Raw genomic sequence first — 14,266 nt, forward strand, 5'->3', positions numbered from 1 at the left:
ATATAAAGATAAATAACAAATTAAACATAGCTTTTATTATTTTAATCTTCGTAGTGTGCTTTGGGAATGATTTAAGAAGAGCTATTAAATATGATTTTAGTAGATATATAAATATTCCTTTTATTAAATTTAATAAAGAATTAATTTATACAGATGATATTTTGATTAATTCTAAAATAATGCAAGAGAGTTATTTAAAAATTGCTAATAATCACGAAAAATTAAAAGCTAATGAAAACATAAAAAATATAGTTTTAATAATAGGAGAAAGCTCAAGAAGAAGTGCTTATCAAGACTACGGGCAAGAATTAAACACCACACCTAATCTAATAAATATAAAAAATAAAATAATTTATTCTGATGTTATTGCCCCTTATGCTTCTACAAATCCAGTAATGAGTGTATTGCTTAATTTTGCTAATTTAGATAATTTAAGTGAAAGAAAATTTTATGAGAATTTAGATATTATTAATTTATTCAAATTAGCAAATTACAAAACCTTTTGGATATCTAATCAAGACTATATTAGTGAATGGGGAAATAATGCTGCTAGTGTTGGTATTATGAGTGATTTTTCTTATTTTACAAATAAATATATGAGCTCTAGCGATACTTTAAGTTATGCAAAATATGATGGGGTTTTATTGCCTATTATTAAAAACCTAAAATTAAGTGATAATAATTTCATAGTAATTCATCTTTTAGGAAATCACGGAAATTACAAAAAACGCTATCCTAAAGAATTTGCAAAATTTAATGAAAGCGATATTAAAACTAATATAAGCGATAAAAAAAGCATAGCAGAATATTATAATTCCATACTTTATACTGATTATATAATCCAAAATATTTATGATATATTTAAAAATGATGATAGTTTGATAATTTATTTAAGCGACCATGCTGAAAGCTTATATGATGATAAAAGTAAATCTGTTTTAGGGCATATTTTAGATAAAATTACTGCTGAAATACCTTTTATAATTCTTTATTCAAATTCTTTTGAAGAAAATCATAAAAAACTATTAAAAGATTTAAATAAAGCTAAAGATTTGCCTTTTATGAGCGATGATTTAATACATTTAATTTGTGATATTGCAGGAATTTATCCTATTGAATATAAAAGTTATTTAAGCCCACTTAGAAGTGATTATAAAAAAGACAAAATTAGATTGTTTGGTAACGAATTAAAGTATAATAAATTTTAAACTTGATTAACTTAATAAAGTTATTATTAAATAATAAAAATTATTAATTAGGAGATAAAATGTTAGATTTAGCTATTATTGGTGGTGGCCCTGCTGGTCTTAGTGCGGGATTATATGCAACTCGTGGTGGGCTTAAAAATGTTGTAATGTATGAAAAATTTATGCCAGGCGGACAAATCACAAGCTCAAGTGAAATGGAGAATTACCCAGGCGTTGCAACCGTAATGGATGGAATTAGCTTTATGGCACCTTGGAGTGAGCAAAGCACTAGATTTGGTCTAAAAATCGAGCAAAAAGAAGTAATAAGAGTTGAAAAAAATGGCGAGAATTTTAAAATAATTTTCTCTGATAATTCAAGCGAAGATGCTAAAGCTGTTATAGTTTGCACAGGAGCAGCTCCTAAAAAAGCTGGTTTTATAGGCGAAAATGAATTTTTTGGTCGTGGAGTAAGCACATGTGCAACTTGCGATGGTGCGTTTTATAGAAAAAAAGAAGTTGCAGTTTTAGGTGGTGGAGATACCGCACTTGAAGAAGCACTTTATCTAGCTAATCTATGCTCTAAAGTATATTTAATCCACAGAAGAGAAGGTTTTCGTGCAGCTCCATCAACCGTTGAAAGAGCTAAGAAAAATGAAAAAATTGAGTTCATTTTAAACGCTAAAGTAGAAGAAGTTATAGGAGATAATGCTGGAGTTACTGGGGTTAAAATAGTATTTAATGATGGTAGCAAAAAAGATTTAGCAGTTCCAGGGATATTTACTTTCGTAGGACTTGATGTGAGAAATGAAGTATTAAAACAAACTGATGGCTCATTTTTATGCGAAATGGTAGGAGATGCTGTTAAGGTTGATTTAAAAATGAGAACGAGTGTTGAAGGCTTGTTTGCTGCGGGAGATTTAAGAGTAGATGCCCCAAGACAAGTTGTTTGTGCTGCGGCTGATGGTGCTAACGCTGCTTTAGGCGTAATTTCATATTTAGAGAGCAAACATTGATAACTAAAATCAAATTAGCATTAGTTAATGAAGACTTTTACGAATTAGAAAGTTTAGCCAATGAGCTAGAAGATAAAATTAATAGCGGTTGGCTAGATACTCTAAGTAAAGATGAATTAGTAGAATTACAAGCTTTGCATACTCAATTAATTGAAACTTTACTAAAATTAAAGCATAAAGATTTAGAAAGATTAAAAAAGCTTAAAAAATCTTTAAGCTATATAAAATAGGAATTTTAAATTCCTATTCTTACCATCTAGTTACACCACCAATAGCCATTACACTAGCACCTACAATAAAAAGGCTAATTAATTTTATAACTAATAATAAAGCAATAATAAATCCAATAGCTATTAAGATATTTATGGGTTTTCTAGGTTTGCTAATAGGCGTTAGCTCGTATTTAGTGAAAAATTCTTTTAATAAAAAATATCTATAAGTTGCACTTGTTAAAACGCTGATAATTACATAAATTAAAACATAACTAATATAAGAAAAATCAAAAGAATTTGATAAGCCCTTTGGTTTAAAACAAAAATAACCAAAAAAAGATAAAACCACAATTGCCCCATAAACAATTCCTGCATAAATCCACATAGAACGCAACGCATAGCTAAAATAACTAAACAACAATGTAGGAAGACATATATCTTTTAGTCTAAAAGAATATCTTGCTATATTTGATTCGCCATTATTTGTATAGTATTTTGCTGCATTGCTTAACTCATCAACTATTGCAGCATTTGGCAATTCTCCTACAAATTCACTCAACTTTACTCTTAATTCTTCTTCGTTTTTGATTAATTCTTGACCTTTGTTAGAAATTAAAAAATCTGTTTTCATAAAATCATCCTATTATTTGTAATATTTTTGTGTAATTGTCTTTTTGAACTGCTTTATATACAAAATATATATCAACTAATACATAAATATATAAAGCCCATAAAATAAAAACTCCGATAAATATAAGTGTCGAAGCTAAGCCTATTAAAAATAGACCTATTTTTAAAAATCCTAAAAGCATATTTCCTTGATAAAATCTATCAACACCCCAAACTCCGAAGAAAAACCCTAAAACTGCTGCTAAAATTGGGCTTTTTAACGGGATTAGTGGAAGGTTTTTATATTTTTCTTCGCTTAAATTATCAAGTTTATCATTTAGCATAAACTTTTGCTCGCTTGAAATTTTATTATCAAGTAGCATTAAAATGGAACTCTTATCCATAATTACTCCTTTTTTTTAAAATGAAGTAATTATTCTACACCCCCCCCCTATTAACAAAGGGTAAATTAATAAAAAATAATTTAAGATTTTAATTTTTAATTTCTTGTGAGTTCTCTTTAGCACTTACCATATAAACATATCTATAAGGACTAAGAGTTTTTGTATCTTCTAAAATAGCTCTTTTATACCCAGCTTCATCTATGATTTTTACTACTTTTCCAACATAAATACCCTCTGGAAAAATCAAATCCTTTCCACTCGTATAAACCAAATCTCCTATATTTAATTCTTTATAATCAGTAACGAAATTAACATAAATTGAATTTTTACTACCTTGTAAAATAGCAGGAGTTTTATTTTCCCCAACAACCACAGAAAAAACACATTTTTCATCATTTAAACTAAGTGCATAAGCTCTATTATTATTTGAATACATAATCCCCACTGCATTATTATCATATATCAAACCATAAGTAATATCAGGCTTTATACCATCATAACTCATCCAAAATTTAGTTAAACTTCCAATTTTTTCATAAGATAATACCCTAGTTAAGGCTAATTCAAATTCATATTTTTTAAGATTATGAGCTTTTGCAAGATTGTTATATTCTATAACCAAATTATCATATAAGAATTTGTATTGTTTTAGCTTTTTATTTTCTGTGCTTAATTCATCTATCTGATTTACTTGATTAAAATATTTAGTAATATTTTGTTTGGTGTAATCATAAGCATTATAAAGCTTATTTAAAACAAAATCATTAACCCCTAAAACAGCGTTTTTAACATCTGCTACAAAATAATAAGAAGATGTAAGCAAAACGCATATTAGGAGTAATAATTTAAATTTATTCATCATTTACTATTTGTCTTAGTAAAGAAATCTCTTCAAGTATTTTTCCAGTTCCCCTTGCTACTGCGTGAAGTGGCTCATCAGCAACATAAACAGGTAATTTCACAATATCGCTTAAATATTTATCAATTCCACGGATTAATGCTCCACCACCAGTTAGCACTATACCATTTTCTACAATATCGCCTGCAAGTTCTGGTTTTGTATTTTCTAATACGAACTTAAGCGCATCAGCAATTTCTTTTAAAGGCTCTTTTATAGCTTCACGAATATCTTCACTACTTAGCTCAACCTTACTTAAAAGCCCTTTTACTTGGTCTTTTCCTTTAACAACTATAGTTAATTCTTCAGGTAATTGAATAGCTGAACCAACTTGAATTTTAATATCTTCGCTAGTTCTTTCGCCAATTATTAGATTGTATTTTTCTTTTACATAATTTACAATTGAGCTATCTAGCTTATCTCCTGCTGTTCTAATACTTTTTGCAGTATGAAGACCACCTAGAGTAATAACTCCTATTTCAGTAGTTCCACCACCAATATCAACTACTAATGAGCCTACAGGCTCTTGCACGGGAAGATTTGCACCAATTGCTGCAGCCATTGGCTCTTCAACCAAATACACTTCTCTTGCACCAGCACTCAAAGCACTTTCGCGAACTGCTTTTCTTTCAACTTGAGTTAGACCATAAGGAACTGATATTAATATTCTAGGGCGTAAAAAACTCTTTCTTTTATGTGTTTTTTCAATAAAATATCTAATCATTTTTTCAGTCATATCAAAATCAGCTATAACCCCATCTCTCATAGGGCGAATTGCTTGAATATCGCTAGGAGTTTTGCCTAGCATTTCTTTAGCTTCTTTACCAACTGCTAAAATTTTGCTCTTTCCATATTTTGTATGTTGAACTGCTACAACACTTGGCTCATCAATTACTACACCCTTATCTTTTACTAGCACAAGAGTATTTGCTGTGCCTAAATCAATACCCATATCACTTGAAAATAACCCTATTAAATGGTCTAGTATCATTTATTATCCTTAATTTTTAAAAAAATAGCATCGCCTTCGCCATTAACAAAATCTTTATTTATAACGATTTCATAACCTTCATATTTATCTAAATCAAACATTAAATCAAGTAATAATTGCTCTAATATCCCACGAAGACCTCTTGCTCCTGTTTTTCTATCAAGAGCTTTTTTAGCAATAGCTAAAAGTGCGTCTTTATCAAATTCTAATTTAACACCATCAAATTCAAAAATCTTTTGATATTGCTTAATTATTGAATTTTTTGGCTCAATTAAAATTCTTACCATATCTTCTTCACTAATTTCATTAAGACTTGCAATTGCGTGCAATCTTCCAACTAATTCAGGAATTAGACCAAATTTAATCAAATCATCAGGCTCAATATGTGAATACAATTCATCTTCACTAAGTTTAACGCTAGTAGTATCAAAACCCATTACATTCTCGCCTTGCTTTTGCTTTAAAATCTCTTCAATTCCATCAAAAGCACCACCACAAATAAATAAAATATTTGAAGTATCAACTTGAATAAATTCTTGATTTGGGTGTTTTCTACCGCCTTGTGGTGGGACATTTACAACGCTACCTTCTATTATCTTAAGCAATGCTTGCTGAACGCCTTCTCCGCTTACATCCCTTGTAATTGAGCGGTTTTCTCCCTTTCTTGCGATTTTATCAATTTCATCAATGAAAATTATCCCACATTCTGCACGCTCAACATTATAATCAGCTGCTTGTAAAAGTCTTGTTAAGATATTTTCAACATCTTCTCCTACATATCCAGCTTCAGTTAAACTCGTAGCATCGCAAATTGCTATAGGAATATCAAGTGCTTTTGCCATAGTTTGAGCTAAAAGTGTCTTACCACTTCCTGTAGGTCCTACTAATAAAACATTTGATTTTGCTAATTCCACATCACTCTCATCAGCATTACTCATAAGCCTTTTATAATGATTATGAACGCTTACGCTTAAAACCTTTTTTGCTCTATCCTGACCTATTACATAATTATCCAAATGAGATTTTAAAGCTTTTGAACTTATATCTTTTAAACTATCAGCTACCTCATCTACTGCTAATTCTTTATTTTTAGCATCATACATTTTAAATATAACACCAGCACAAGTAGGACAAATTGTATTATTTTTACCATTTGAAAGTAGGTCAAACGGATAAGATTTGCCACAAAAACTACAAATATTATTGCTCATTATCATTTCCTTTCACTGGAATTCCACGCTTTGTATTTAAAATAAACGAGCATAATTTAACAACTTCGGCAGAATTTGAACTCTCATATAAAGCTTTTGCTCTATCGCTAATTAGCCCTGTTTTGCTTCTAAAAATCTTACTAAATGCTTCACTTAATTCATTTATTTTATCTTTTTCTAAATGTCTTCTAAGCCCTACTAAATTAAGACTTCTAACATAAGCACGATTACCTTCAGCTAGACAAAAATGTGGTAAATCTTGAGATAATGCTGAAGCACCTCCAAGCATACAATAATCGCCTATTTTAACCCATTGATGAACCGGAGTAAGTCCGCCAATCACACTAAATGAGCCAACTTCAACATGCCCTGCTAAGGTTACATTGTTTGCTAAAATTATATTATCAGCTAAGGTGCAATCGTGTGCAATATGAACATAAGCCATTATGAAATTATTATTTCCAACTCTTGTGTATCCATCGCCTTTTTGTGTGCCACAATTTATAGTGCAAAACTCACGAATAGTTGTGTTATCACCTATTATTAAAGCTGAAAAATCATCGTTTTTATAAGAAATATCTTGTGGAATATCACCTAAAATAGCATAAGAAAAAATCTTGCAATTATTTCCTATTTTTGTATTTCCTAAAATTCTTGCACCACTTTTAATAATGCAATTATCACCAATTTCTACATTACTTCCTATATATGCAAAAGGCTCAATGTTAACATTTTTGCCTATTTTTGCACCATTTTCTATTATTGCTAAATCTGAAATCATTTATCTACTATCATCGCTTTTAAAATTGCTTGAGTGCATAATGTATCATCTACATAAGCCTCGCCACTAAACACCCACATTGCTCCACGGTTTTTAACAACGCTCATTTTATATACTAATTTATCGCCTGGTCTTACTGGTGATTTGAATTTTACTTCTTCCATTCCTGTAAAATATACTACCTTGCTTTTAGGATCAACACTATCTTTCATACTTTGAAAAGCTAAAATTCCACCCGTTTGAGCCATTCCTTCTAATATTAAAACTCCTGGATAAATCGGATGACCTGGAAAGTGTCCTGCAAATACTTGATCACTTATACTAACATTTTTATAACCTAATACATAACCTTCATCAAGATTGATTTCTGTGATTTTATCAACTAACAAAAATGGTGGTCTATGTGGTAAAATTTCTTGAATTTGCATTACATCTAACATTATTATTCCTTTACTATGCTTAAAGGGATTTATTTTAATTTCAGCAATTAAACAAAGTGTAATAATTATAAGCTTTATCGTTGGTAAAGTATAATTTATAAAATTCCAATGCTTTTAAAATAAAAACTATCTTAAAAGCATTAAAAATTAAAATAAAAAGTCTAAATTAAGCCCTTTTAATTCAAAGTCTTTATGAAAATCATTTGGCATAGGAGTTTTTATATCATAATCAAATATTTTTGTCCTAGCACAATGAAGCATCAGCCTTGAGCTAATTATTTTACTATATTTAACATCGCCTAAAATTCCTAGCCCAACGCTATTTAAATGAACTCTTATTTGATGAGTTCTACCTGTTGCAATTTGCACTTTTAATAAGGTTTTTTTACCTTCTATAATTAAAGGCTCTATTTTAGTATAAGCGTATTTTGCGTTTTCGCTATTACTAATTTTACTAAATGCACTTTTGCCTTTTATGGTTAAAATTGGCTCATCAATCTCCATTCCTTCGCTTACGATTTTATTAGTAATTGCTAGGTAGAGTTTTTGCACTTTTTCTTTTTTGTATTCGTTTTTTGCAGCCTTTAAAAACTCTTCATTTTTAGCAAATAATACAATGCCACTTGTATCCTTATCAAGTCTATTTAAAAGAGTATAATTATTTTTAATATGTTCGCTCGCAATACCAATTGGCTTATTAATAGCTAATAAATTATCATCTTCAAACAATACGCTAAGCTCTGGTTTTGCAAGTTTAAAAATAGTATTAACAGGCATAAGACCCCTTGCAATCTCTAATCTTTTGCCCCCGTGCATTACTAAACCTAAATCTATTAATTCTTTAGCAGCTGAATTTGAAATTCCTTCTTGAATTGCTAATAATTTATATGCTTTATCTTGTTTCATTTATTTTCCTATCTAATATTTCGCATAATGCGTTGAAAGTATATTCGTTTTTGATTTTAGCATTTTTAACATTTGTAAAATCAATATCATCACTAATTTTTATATTTTCTATACATTTTAGACTTGAATATTGAGAAAATACATTAGTTCCTGAAGTGATTTTGCAGCCAAAAAACGCAGCTTCGGCGAAATTATGTCCGCCTATTTTAACATAAGAACCACCCAAAATCACATAATCACTAATTGAATAAAAATTAATCAATTCTCCTAAAGTATCTAGCAAAAATACTTCACTTTTTAAATATCCATCACAATCATTGCTATATTTTACAATATTAAAACCCTTATTATTAAGTAATTTTTCAACCTTGTGAAATCTTTCAGGGTGTCTTGGTGCTATTATTAGACATTTATCTTTTAAGAAATTTTTATCTAGCTTATTTAGAATTATTTCTTCTTCATTTTCGTGAGTGCTTGCAATTAAAATTATTTCTTTATTTTTGCTTAATTGCTTAGTAACTATTGGCTTATTTGTAATCTTTATATTTGTAAAAACTTCTATATTTTTAGCATTAAAATATTCTAATCTTTCTTTATCTTCATTACTTTGAGCAAGAATTAAATCAAAATATGAAAATATTTTTGCATAATAAAAACTAAATTTTTTATAATTTTTAAAGCTATTTTCTTTCATTCTAGCGTTTAATAAAATAGTATTTTTATCAAAATCTTTATATATTTTAAGTAAAGCTAACCATAATTCTGCTTCAAATACTATTAAAGTCTTAGCAGGTTTAAGCCATAAATATAATAATGGCTCATAAGGTAGTAAAAAAGCATTATCATCAAATTCTTTTGCTTTCATAAGTCCTGTTTTTGATGAACAAGTAAGTAATATTTTAAAACCTTTATTTTTATAATATTTAATCAACTCGCCTAAAGCGACAGCTTCTCCATAACTTGCAAAATGAAAATGAATATCTGCTATTTTATGCTTTTTGAATGGTAAAAATTTTTGATAAAGTTTAGAATATTTATCCTTAAAACTTAAAGGAATTAAAACCAATAAGAATAAAGGATAAATTAAAATAGAAACAAGAATATAAAAAAAATACATTTTTTAAATTATAAAAATTACTCTTCTATGTATAAAATTCTTCCACAATGTGGGCAGTTATTAATCTCTTCACTTTTTAAAACTGCGCTAAAAGTTTTGCTATTTAGTTGCATAAAACAACCATAGCAAGCTTGTTTTTTAACAGGAACTACTGCAGTATTTTTAGCCCATTTTCTAATTTTTTCATAAAATCCGAAAACTTTGCTATCAATTTCGCTAGCTAACTTATCTTTTCTTACATAAATTTCTTTTCTTTTTTCTTCAATAGCATCAAGTGCTGATTTTTGATTAGCTATTGCTATAGTTAAATCATCATTTAATTTAGTAATTTCTTTTTGATTTTCTTTAATTTCTTCTTTTTTATTATCTACTATTTTTTCTAATTTTGATATTTCTTCATTTGCAGCTTCTAATTGCTCTCTTGCGATTTCTTCTTCTAATTTTAAAGCGTTTGCTTCTTTTTCTGTTTTTACTAAAGCAATTTTTTTAGCTGTTTCATTGATTTTTGTTGAAAATTGAGCTATGTGATTTTCTACTTTTACTTTACTCTCACTAATTTCTTTTATGCTTTCTTCTAATTTTGAATTTTTATTCTCAAGACTTTTAATTTTATCTTCTAAATTGTTCGCTTCTCTTTTAGCACTTTCAATTTGTGGTAAAAAACTATCTATTTCTTTATCTAATTTAGAAAGCTCTACTAATTGTGATAGGTGTTTATTCATAGTATGTCCTTAATACTCTAAAAATGGATTTTTTGAAGAGCTGATTATAATCTCTATCGGTAATTTTTGCAAATTACTCGCTAAAGAATTAGCAAAACAAATCTCACTTTCATAATGCTTAATATCGATTAAACTTATATTATTTTCACTAAGAGCTAAAGCGTCGTGATATTTAATATCTCCTGTTAAAAATATATTACTCTTAAGCTCACTAGCCAATGAAATTCCAGAACCCGTGCAAATTCCTATTAAATCAGTTTGAATTATTTCTTTTGCTAAAGATATTGATATTTTTTTTAAGTTTAATTTAGCCTTTAAAAAATCAGCCAATTCATAAATATCTTTAAAATTATTCTTAGCATAAGCTAAAAACCCATCGCTTTCAATTATTTCTAAGCCTAAAAACTTTTCACAAAAATATCTATTTAAATGACTTAAATCATAATTCGTATGCATAGAAATTAAAGCACAATTTTTTTTGATTAATTCTTTTAAAATATTACCAGCATAATCATTTTTAATACTTTTAATACCCTTAAAAATCAAAGGATGATGAGTAATAATCAATGAATTTGGTAAAAATGATTTTACTTGATTAAAATCTAAATCAAGGCTAAGGTAAATCCTTTCGCAACTATCATCATTACTTAAAATTAACCCACTATTATCCCAACTTTCTTGGGTATTAAAAGGACTTAATTCATCTAAAATCTTATAAATCTCACTTATTTTCATAAAAATTCCTTATATAAAACGCTAAGCCAAGTTAAAACAGCTATTAAAATAGTAAAAAATACTCCAGCAGAGCCCAAGTCTTTTGCATCTTTTGCAAGTTTATGGTATTTTGAAGTTGCCAAATCCACAACGCTCTCAATAGCGGTATTAAAGCATTCAGCAGCAAATACTAAAATAATAACACCTATTAAAAATGCCTTTTCAAATAAAGAAAAAGGATAAAATAAAGCAAATAAAATAAAGCAAATTCCTATTGCAAATTCTATCCTAAAAGCACTTTCATTTAAAGCTCTTTTAACCCCTGCTAAAGCATAACTTGCGTTTTTAAAAAATGAGTATTTCTTCTTCATATTTTCTCCTATTTAGCTAGATTATAAAAAAATTATTAATACTTTCAAATTGATAGCATAAATTTACTAGCATTCATAGCAAATACAACACAAGCTATGCTAGCAGCTCCACTAAGCCTTGCTTCTCCAAACATAGAACTAACTTCTCCTATAGCAAACATATTATTCTTAGCTGTATTAGTATCTATATCAATTACTCTTGCAAATATATCTGATTTAACCCCACCTAAAGTATAGTTTAAATAAACATCTACATTAGCCAAATAAAACATAGGCTTATTAATTGCTTTAATAGAAATATTATTAAGATTTTTACCCAATTTATCAATCCTATTACTAAAATAGCTATTGTATTCATCAACGCAATTAATTAATCTTTTATCAATTTCTTCTAAAGAATAGTATTTGTAAAATATACTTGTATCATTTATATAATTTATTCCGTGATTATCTAGGAGTAATTTAACTAATTTATTATTTTTAATTTCATTTAAAATCGCTATTGCTAAATCTTGCCTTGAGCTATCTTCTCTAACAAATCTTTTAAAATCAGAATTAATTAAAATTCCATATTTAAAAATATCCATAGGCAAAACAAAAGCAAATCTCATTAGACTTAATTGAGTTGGGATTGCTCCATTTTTTAATAAAATCTTTAAAGAATTTGAATTGTTCTTAGACATAGTTTTAGCATAATAAGCTAGTGGATAATGAATTTTTATAAATTCTTTATCGTTTGCAAATCCACCAGTGCAAAAAGCTATATTTTTAACCTTAATTTTTATGATTTCATCTTTATGTAAAATACTTGCAATACCATTATCAAAATCAATTAATTTAGCCTTAGTTAATATATTTACATTTTTACTAAGCAATCTGTTGATTAATGGATTTATCACACTTTCTTTAGCATTTTTTAAAGGGTGTAATTCTCTAGGAACTGAATGATTTAAGCTATTTGATATAGCTAATTCAAATTCAACCCCAAAACTTTTTAAAAGTTGAGTAGCTTGTGCTGATTTTTCACTAAGCTCTTTTAATAAAGTAAAATCAGCATAATTAGTTGAATAAGAAATCAAATCATCATAAAATTTATCATCTTTTATATTTGCTAGTTGCTGAAAAGATGAATTACTAGCAGCAAAATTTAAATAACTCTTAGCTCCGCCTAATTCATCATCTTGCTCAATTAATAAAATATCTTGTTTAACCAATAAATTCGCCAATGTTAAACCACTAATACCACTACCTACAATTAAACAAAACAACTCATTCATAAGCAATCCTAATATAAAAATTAGCTCCAATTTTTCTAGTTTTTAAAAACACATCAGCATTTAACTCACTATTTAAAATATTTTTTATCATAAAAAGCCCAAGCCCTGAACCATTTTTTGTGCTAAAATAAGGTTTAAAAATTTCTTCTTCTAAATCCTTTTTAACCCCTATTCCATTATCTTTTATACTAATATAAATATTATTTTTATAAGCATAAAGATTAATTATAATATAAGGATTTTTTATATTAACTAAAGCATCTTTTGCATTTGTAATGAGATTGATTATTGCATGAGCTAAACTATTTTTATATGAATTTATTTTTAAATTCTTATCAAGTCTTAAAGTAGTATTAATTGCATTCCTTGTAAGGCTTGCATTACAAATCGTTAAAGAATTTAAAATAGCTTCATAAACACAAAAAGAGCTTTTTTCTTGCTTTGTCTTATAAAAATCATAAAATTCATCAATAGTTTTTGACATATAATTTAAAATAGGATTTATCTCTTTTAATTTTTGATGAAACTTATCATCAATTTTTTGTTTTTCTAAACTAATCTCAAGATAACTAGAAATTGCACCTAAAGTTGCTAATGGCTGTCTATATTCATGAGCTATACAAGCTATCATTTCACCTAATGCAGCTAATTTTGATTGATGATTTAGCAATTGTTCTTTTTGTGTATTTTCATCTAATTTAGCCTTAATTATTTCAACTTGATTTTTTACTTCTTCTTGTAAATTTGCATTTAATTTTCTTAGTTTTTCTTCGGTTTTTAATAATTTATTAATTAAAAATCCTAAAACAAAATATACCCCAATAAAAGCAAAAAATACCAAAATCACACTAATTATAAAAGCCTTTTTTATTATATGTAAATGAGTTTTATAATCTTTTGTAATATCTTTTTTAATCAATATTAAAAATCTATCATTTAAAATAATTTCATTACTTAAATAATATTTATCATCTAACTTAATTATATCTTCATCATTTTTTAAAAGTTTAGTTTTATTTTGCCAATCAAATTCATTATAAAAATACTCATTTTCATACTTTAAAGCAGCTAAAAAATCATCTTGAATTTTTAAATTAACTAATAATTTTTTTGCACTTATTGTATAAGTAATCGCATAATTTTCATTTATTTTTAAATTAATTAAATAAACTGGTTCGGTATTTAATCTAAGTAAAATATCTGTTTGATTATTAAAATCATATTGGCAATTTAATTTTATTTTATCTTTTTCTATGCAAATATTTTCTTTTAAAATAAATAATTTAATATCCTTTAAATACGCCTCATTTGAGCTTAGATTTAAAAATAATTTATTTAATTTATTTAGCTTTTCATCATTTTTTAAATAATCTAAATTAGAACTAAATTCATAACTAATACTAAGCGTATTGT

At 27.4% G+C, this 14,266-nt stretch carries 17 protein-coding genes; 3 read left to right on the forward strand and 14 right to left on the reverse strand.

Annotation, left to right across the window (positions count from 1 at the left end; translation table 11 throughout):
- The 3 genes from KJQ99_RS06140 to KJQ99_RS06150 form a co-directional block, all read left to right on the forward strand.
- Positions 1 to 1,208, forward strand: a 1,208-nt coding sequence (locus KJQ99_RS06140; RefSeq protein WP_214150286.1) for a phosphoethanolamine transferase, incomplete at its 5' end; no start/stop codon positions are given.
- Between the two features lie 59 nt (positions 1,209 to 1,267).
- Positions 1,268 to 2,200, forward strand: coding sequence for a thioredoxin-disulfide reductase (gene trxB, locus KJQ99_RS06145; protein WP_214150287.1), 933 nt, complete (start codon positions 1,268 to 1,270; stop codon positions 2,198 to 2,200).
- Entirely contained in the window at positions 2,197 to 2,430 is a 234-nt protein-coding gene (locus KJQ99_RS06150) for a hypothetical protein (protein WP_214150288.1), read from the forward strand. Before trxB ends, KJQ99_RS06150 begins: the two co-directional genes overlap by 4 nt.
- A 19-nt stretch (positions 2,431 to 2,449) precedes the next feature.
- On the opposite strand, the gene KJQ99_RS06155 is transcribed toward KJQ99_RS06150, so the two are convergent.
- The 14 genes from KJQ99_RS06155 to KJQ99_RS06220 form a co-directional block, all read right to left on the reverse strand.
- The gene (locus KJQ99_RS06155) at positions 2,450 to 3,043 is read right to left on the reverse strand and encodes a hypothetical protein (RefSeq protein ID WP_214150289.1); all 594 of its coding nucleotides are present in this window, start codon (positions 3,041 to 3,043) and stop codon (positions 2,450 to 2,452) included.
- Positions 3,044 to 3,047: 4 nt separating this feature from the next.
- Positions 3,048 to 3,425 (reverse strand): NINE protein, encoded by a 378-nt coding sequence (locus tag KJQ99_RS06160; protein ID WP_214115824.1) that lies wholly within the window; start codon positions 3,423 to 3,425, stop codon positions 3,048 to 3,050.
- An 88-nt stretch (positions 3,426 to 3,513) separates the two neighbouring features.
- Positions 3,514 to 4,284, reverse strand: a complete 771-nt coding sequence (locus KJQ99_RS06165) for a rod shape-determining protein MreC (protein WP_214120317.1) — start codon at positions 4,282 to 4,284, stop codon at positions 3,514 to 3,516.
- Complete coding sequence (locus tag KJQ99_RS06170) at positions 4,277 to 5,314, reverse strand: rod shape-determining protein (protein WP_214115826.1); 1,038 nt, start codon at positions 5,312 to 5,314, stop codon at positions 4,277 to 4,279. The genes KJQ99_RS06165 and KJQ99_RS06170 overlap by 8 nt, the downstream gene beginning before the upstream one ends.
- Entirely contained in the window at positions 5,311 to 6,525 is a 1,215-nt protein-coding gene (gene clpX, locus KJQ99_RS06175; RefSeq protein ID WP_214115827.1) for an ATP-dependent Clp protease ATP-binding subunit ClpX, read from the reverse strand. Before clpX ends, KJQ99_RS06170 begins: the two co-directional genes overlap by 4 nt.
- A complete protein-coding gene (gene lpxA, locus KJQ99_RS06180; protein WP_214150290.1) occupies positions 6,515 to 7,306 on the reverse strand; it encodes an acyl-ACP--UDP-N-acetylglucosamine O-acyltransferase in 792 nt (263 codons plus the stop codon). Before lpxA ends, clpX begins: the two co-directional genes overlap by 11 nt.
- The gene (fabZ, locus tag KJQ99_RS06185) at positions 7,303 to 7,746 is read right to left on the reverse strand and encodes a 3-hydroxyacyl-ACP dehydratase FabZ (protein WP_214115829.1); all 444 of its coding nucleotides are present in this window, start codon (positions 7,744 to 7,746) and stop codon (positions 7,303 to 7,305) included. Before fabZ ends, lpxA begins: the two co-directional genes overlap by 4 nt.
- Positions 7,747 to 7,893: 147 nt before the next feature.
- Entirely contained in the window at positions 7,894 to 8,652 is a 759-nt protein-coding gene (locus tag KJQ99_RS06190; protein ID WP_214115830.1) for a pseudouridine synthase family protein, read from the reverse strand.
- The gene (locus KJQ99_RS06195; protein WP_214150291.1) at positions 8,639 to 9,769 is read right to left on the reverse strand and encodes a glycosyltransferase N-terminal domain-containing protein; all 1,131 of its coding nucleotides are present in this window, start codon (positions 9,767 to 9,769) and stop codon (positions 8,639 to 8,641) included. The genes KJQ99_RS06190 and KJQ99_RS06195 overlap by 14 nt, the downstream gene beginning before the upstream one ends.
- A gap of 17 nt (positions 9,770 to 9,786) precedes the next feature.
- Positions 9,787 to 10,491: a zinc ribbon domain-containing protein gene (locus tag KJQ99_RS06200; protein ID WP_214115832.1), complete on the reverse strand. Its 705-nt coding sequence runs from the start codon at positions 10,489 to 10,491 to the stop codon at positions 9,787 to 9,789.
- A gap of 9 nt (positions 10,492 to 10,500) precedes the next feature.
- On the reverse strand, positions 10,501 to 11,226 hold the full coding sequence (locus KJQ99_RS06205) for a Nif3-like dinuclear metal center hexameric protein (protein ID WP_214115833.1): 726 nt from the start codon (positions 11,224 to 11,226) through the stop codon (positions 10,501 to 10,503).
- Positions 11,223 to 11,576 (reverse strand): diacylglycerol kinase, encoded by a 354-nt coding sequence (locus KJQ99_RS06210; protein WP_214150292.1) that lies wholly within the window; start codon positions 11,574 to 11,576, stop codon positions 11,223 to 11,225. The genes KJQ99_RS06205 and KJQ99_RS06210 overlap by 4 nt, the downstream gene beginning before the upstream one ends.
- Before the next feature lie 44 nt (positions 11,577 to 11,620).
- The gene (locus tag KJQ99_RS06215; RefSeq protein ID WP_214150293.1) at positions 11,621 to 12,853 is read right to left on the reverse strand and encodes an FAD-binding protein; all 1,233 of its coding nucleotides are present in this window, start codon (positions 12,851 to 12,853) and stop codon (positions 11,621 to 11,623) included.
- A partial coding sequence (locus tag KJQ99_RS06220) for a sensor histidine kinase (protein WP_214150294.1) occupies positions 12,846 to 14,266 on the reverse strand: 1,421 nt, incomplete at its 5' end. The genes KJQ99_RS06220 and KJQ99_RS06215, both read right to left, overlap by 8 nt.

The organism is Campylobacter sp. 2018MI13 (genome assembly GCF_018501135.1).
Lineage (GTDB): Bacteria > Campylobacterota > Campylobacteria > Campylobacterales > Campylobacteraceae > Campylobacter_E.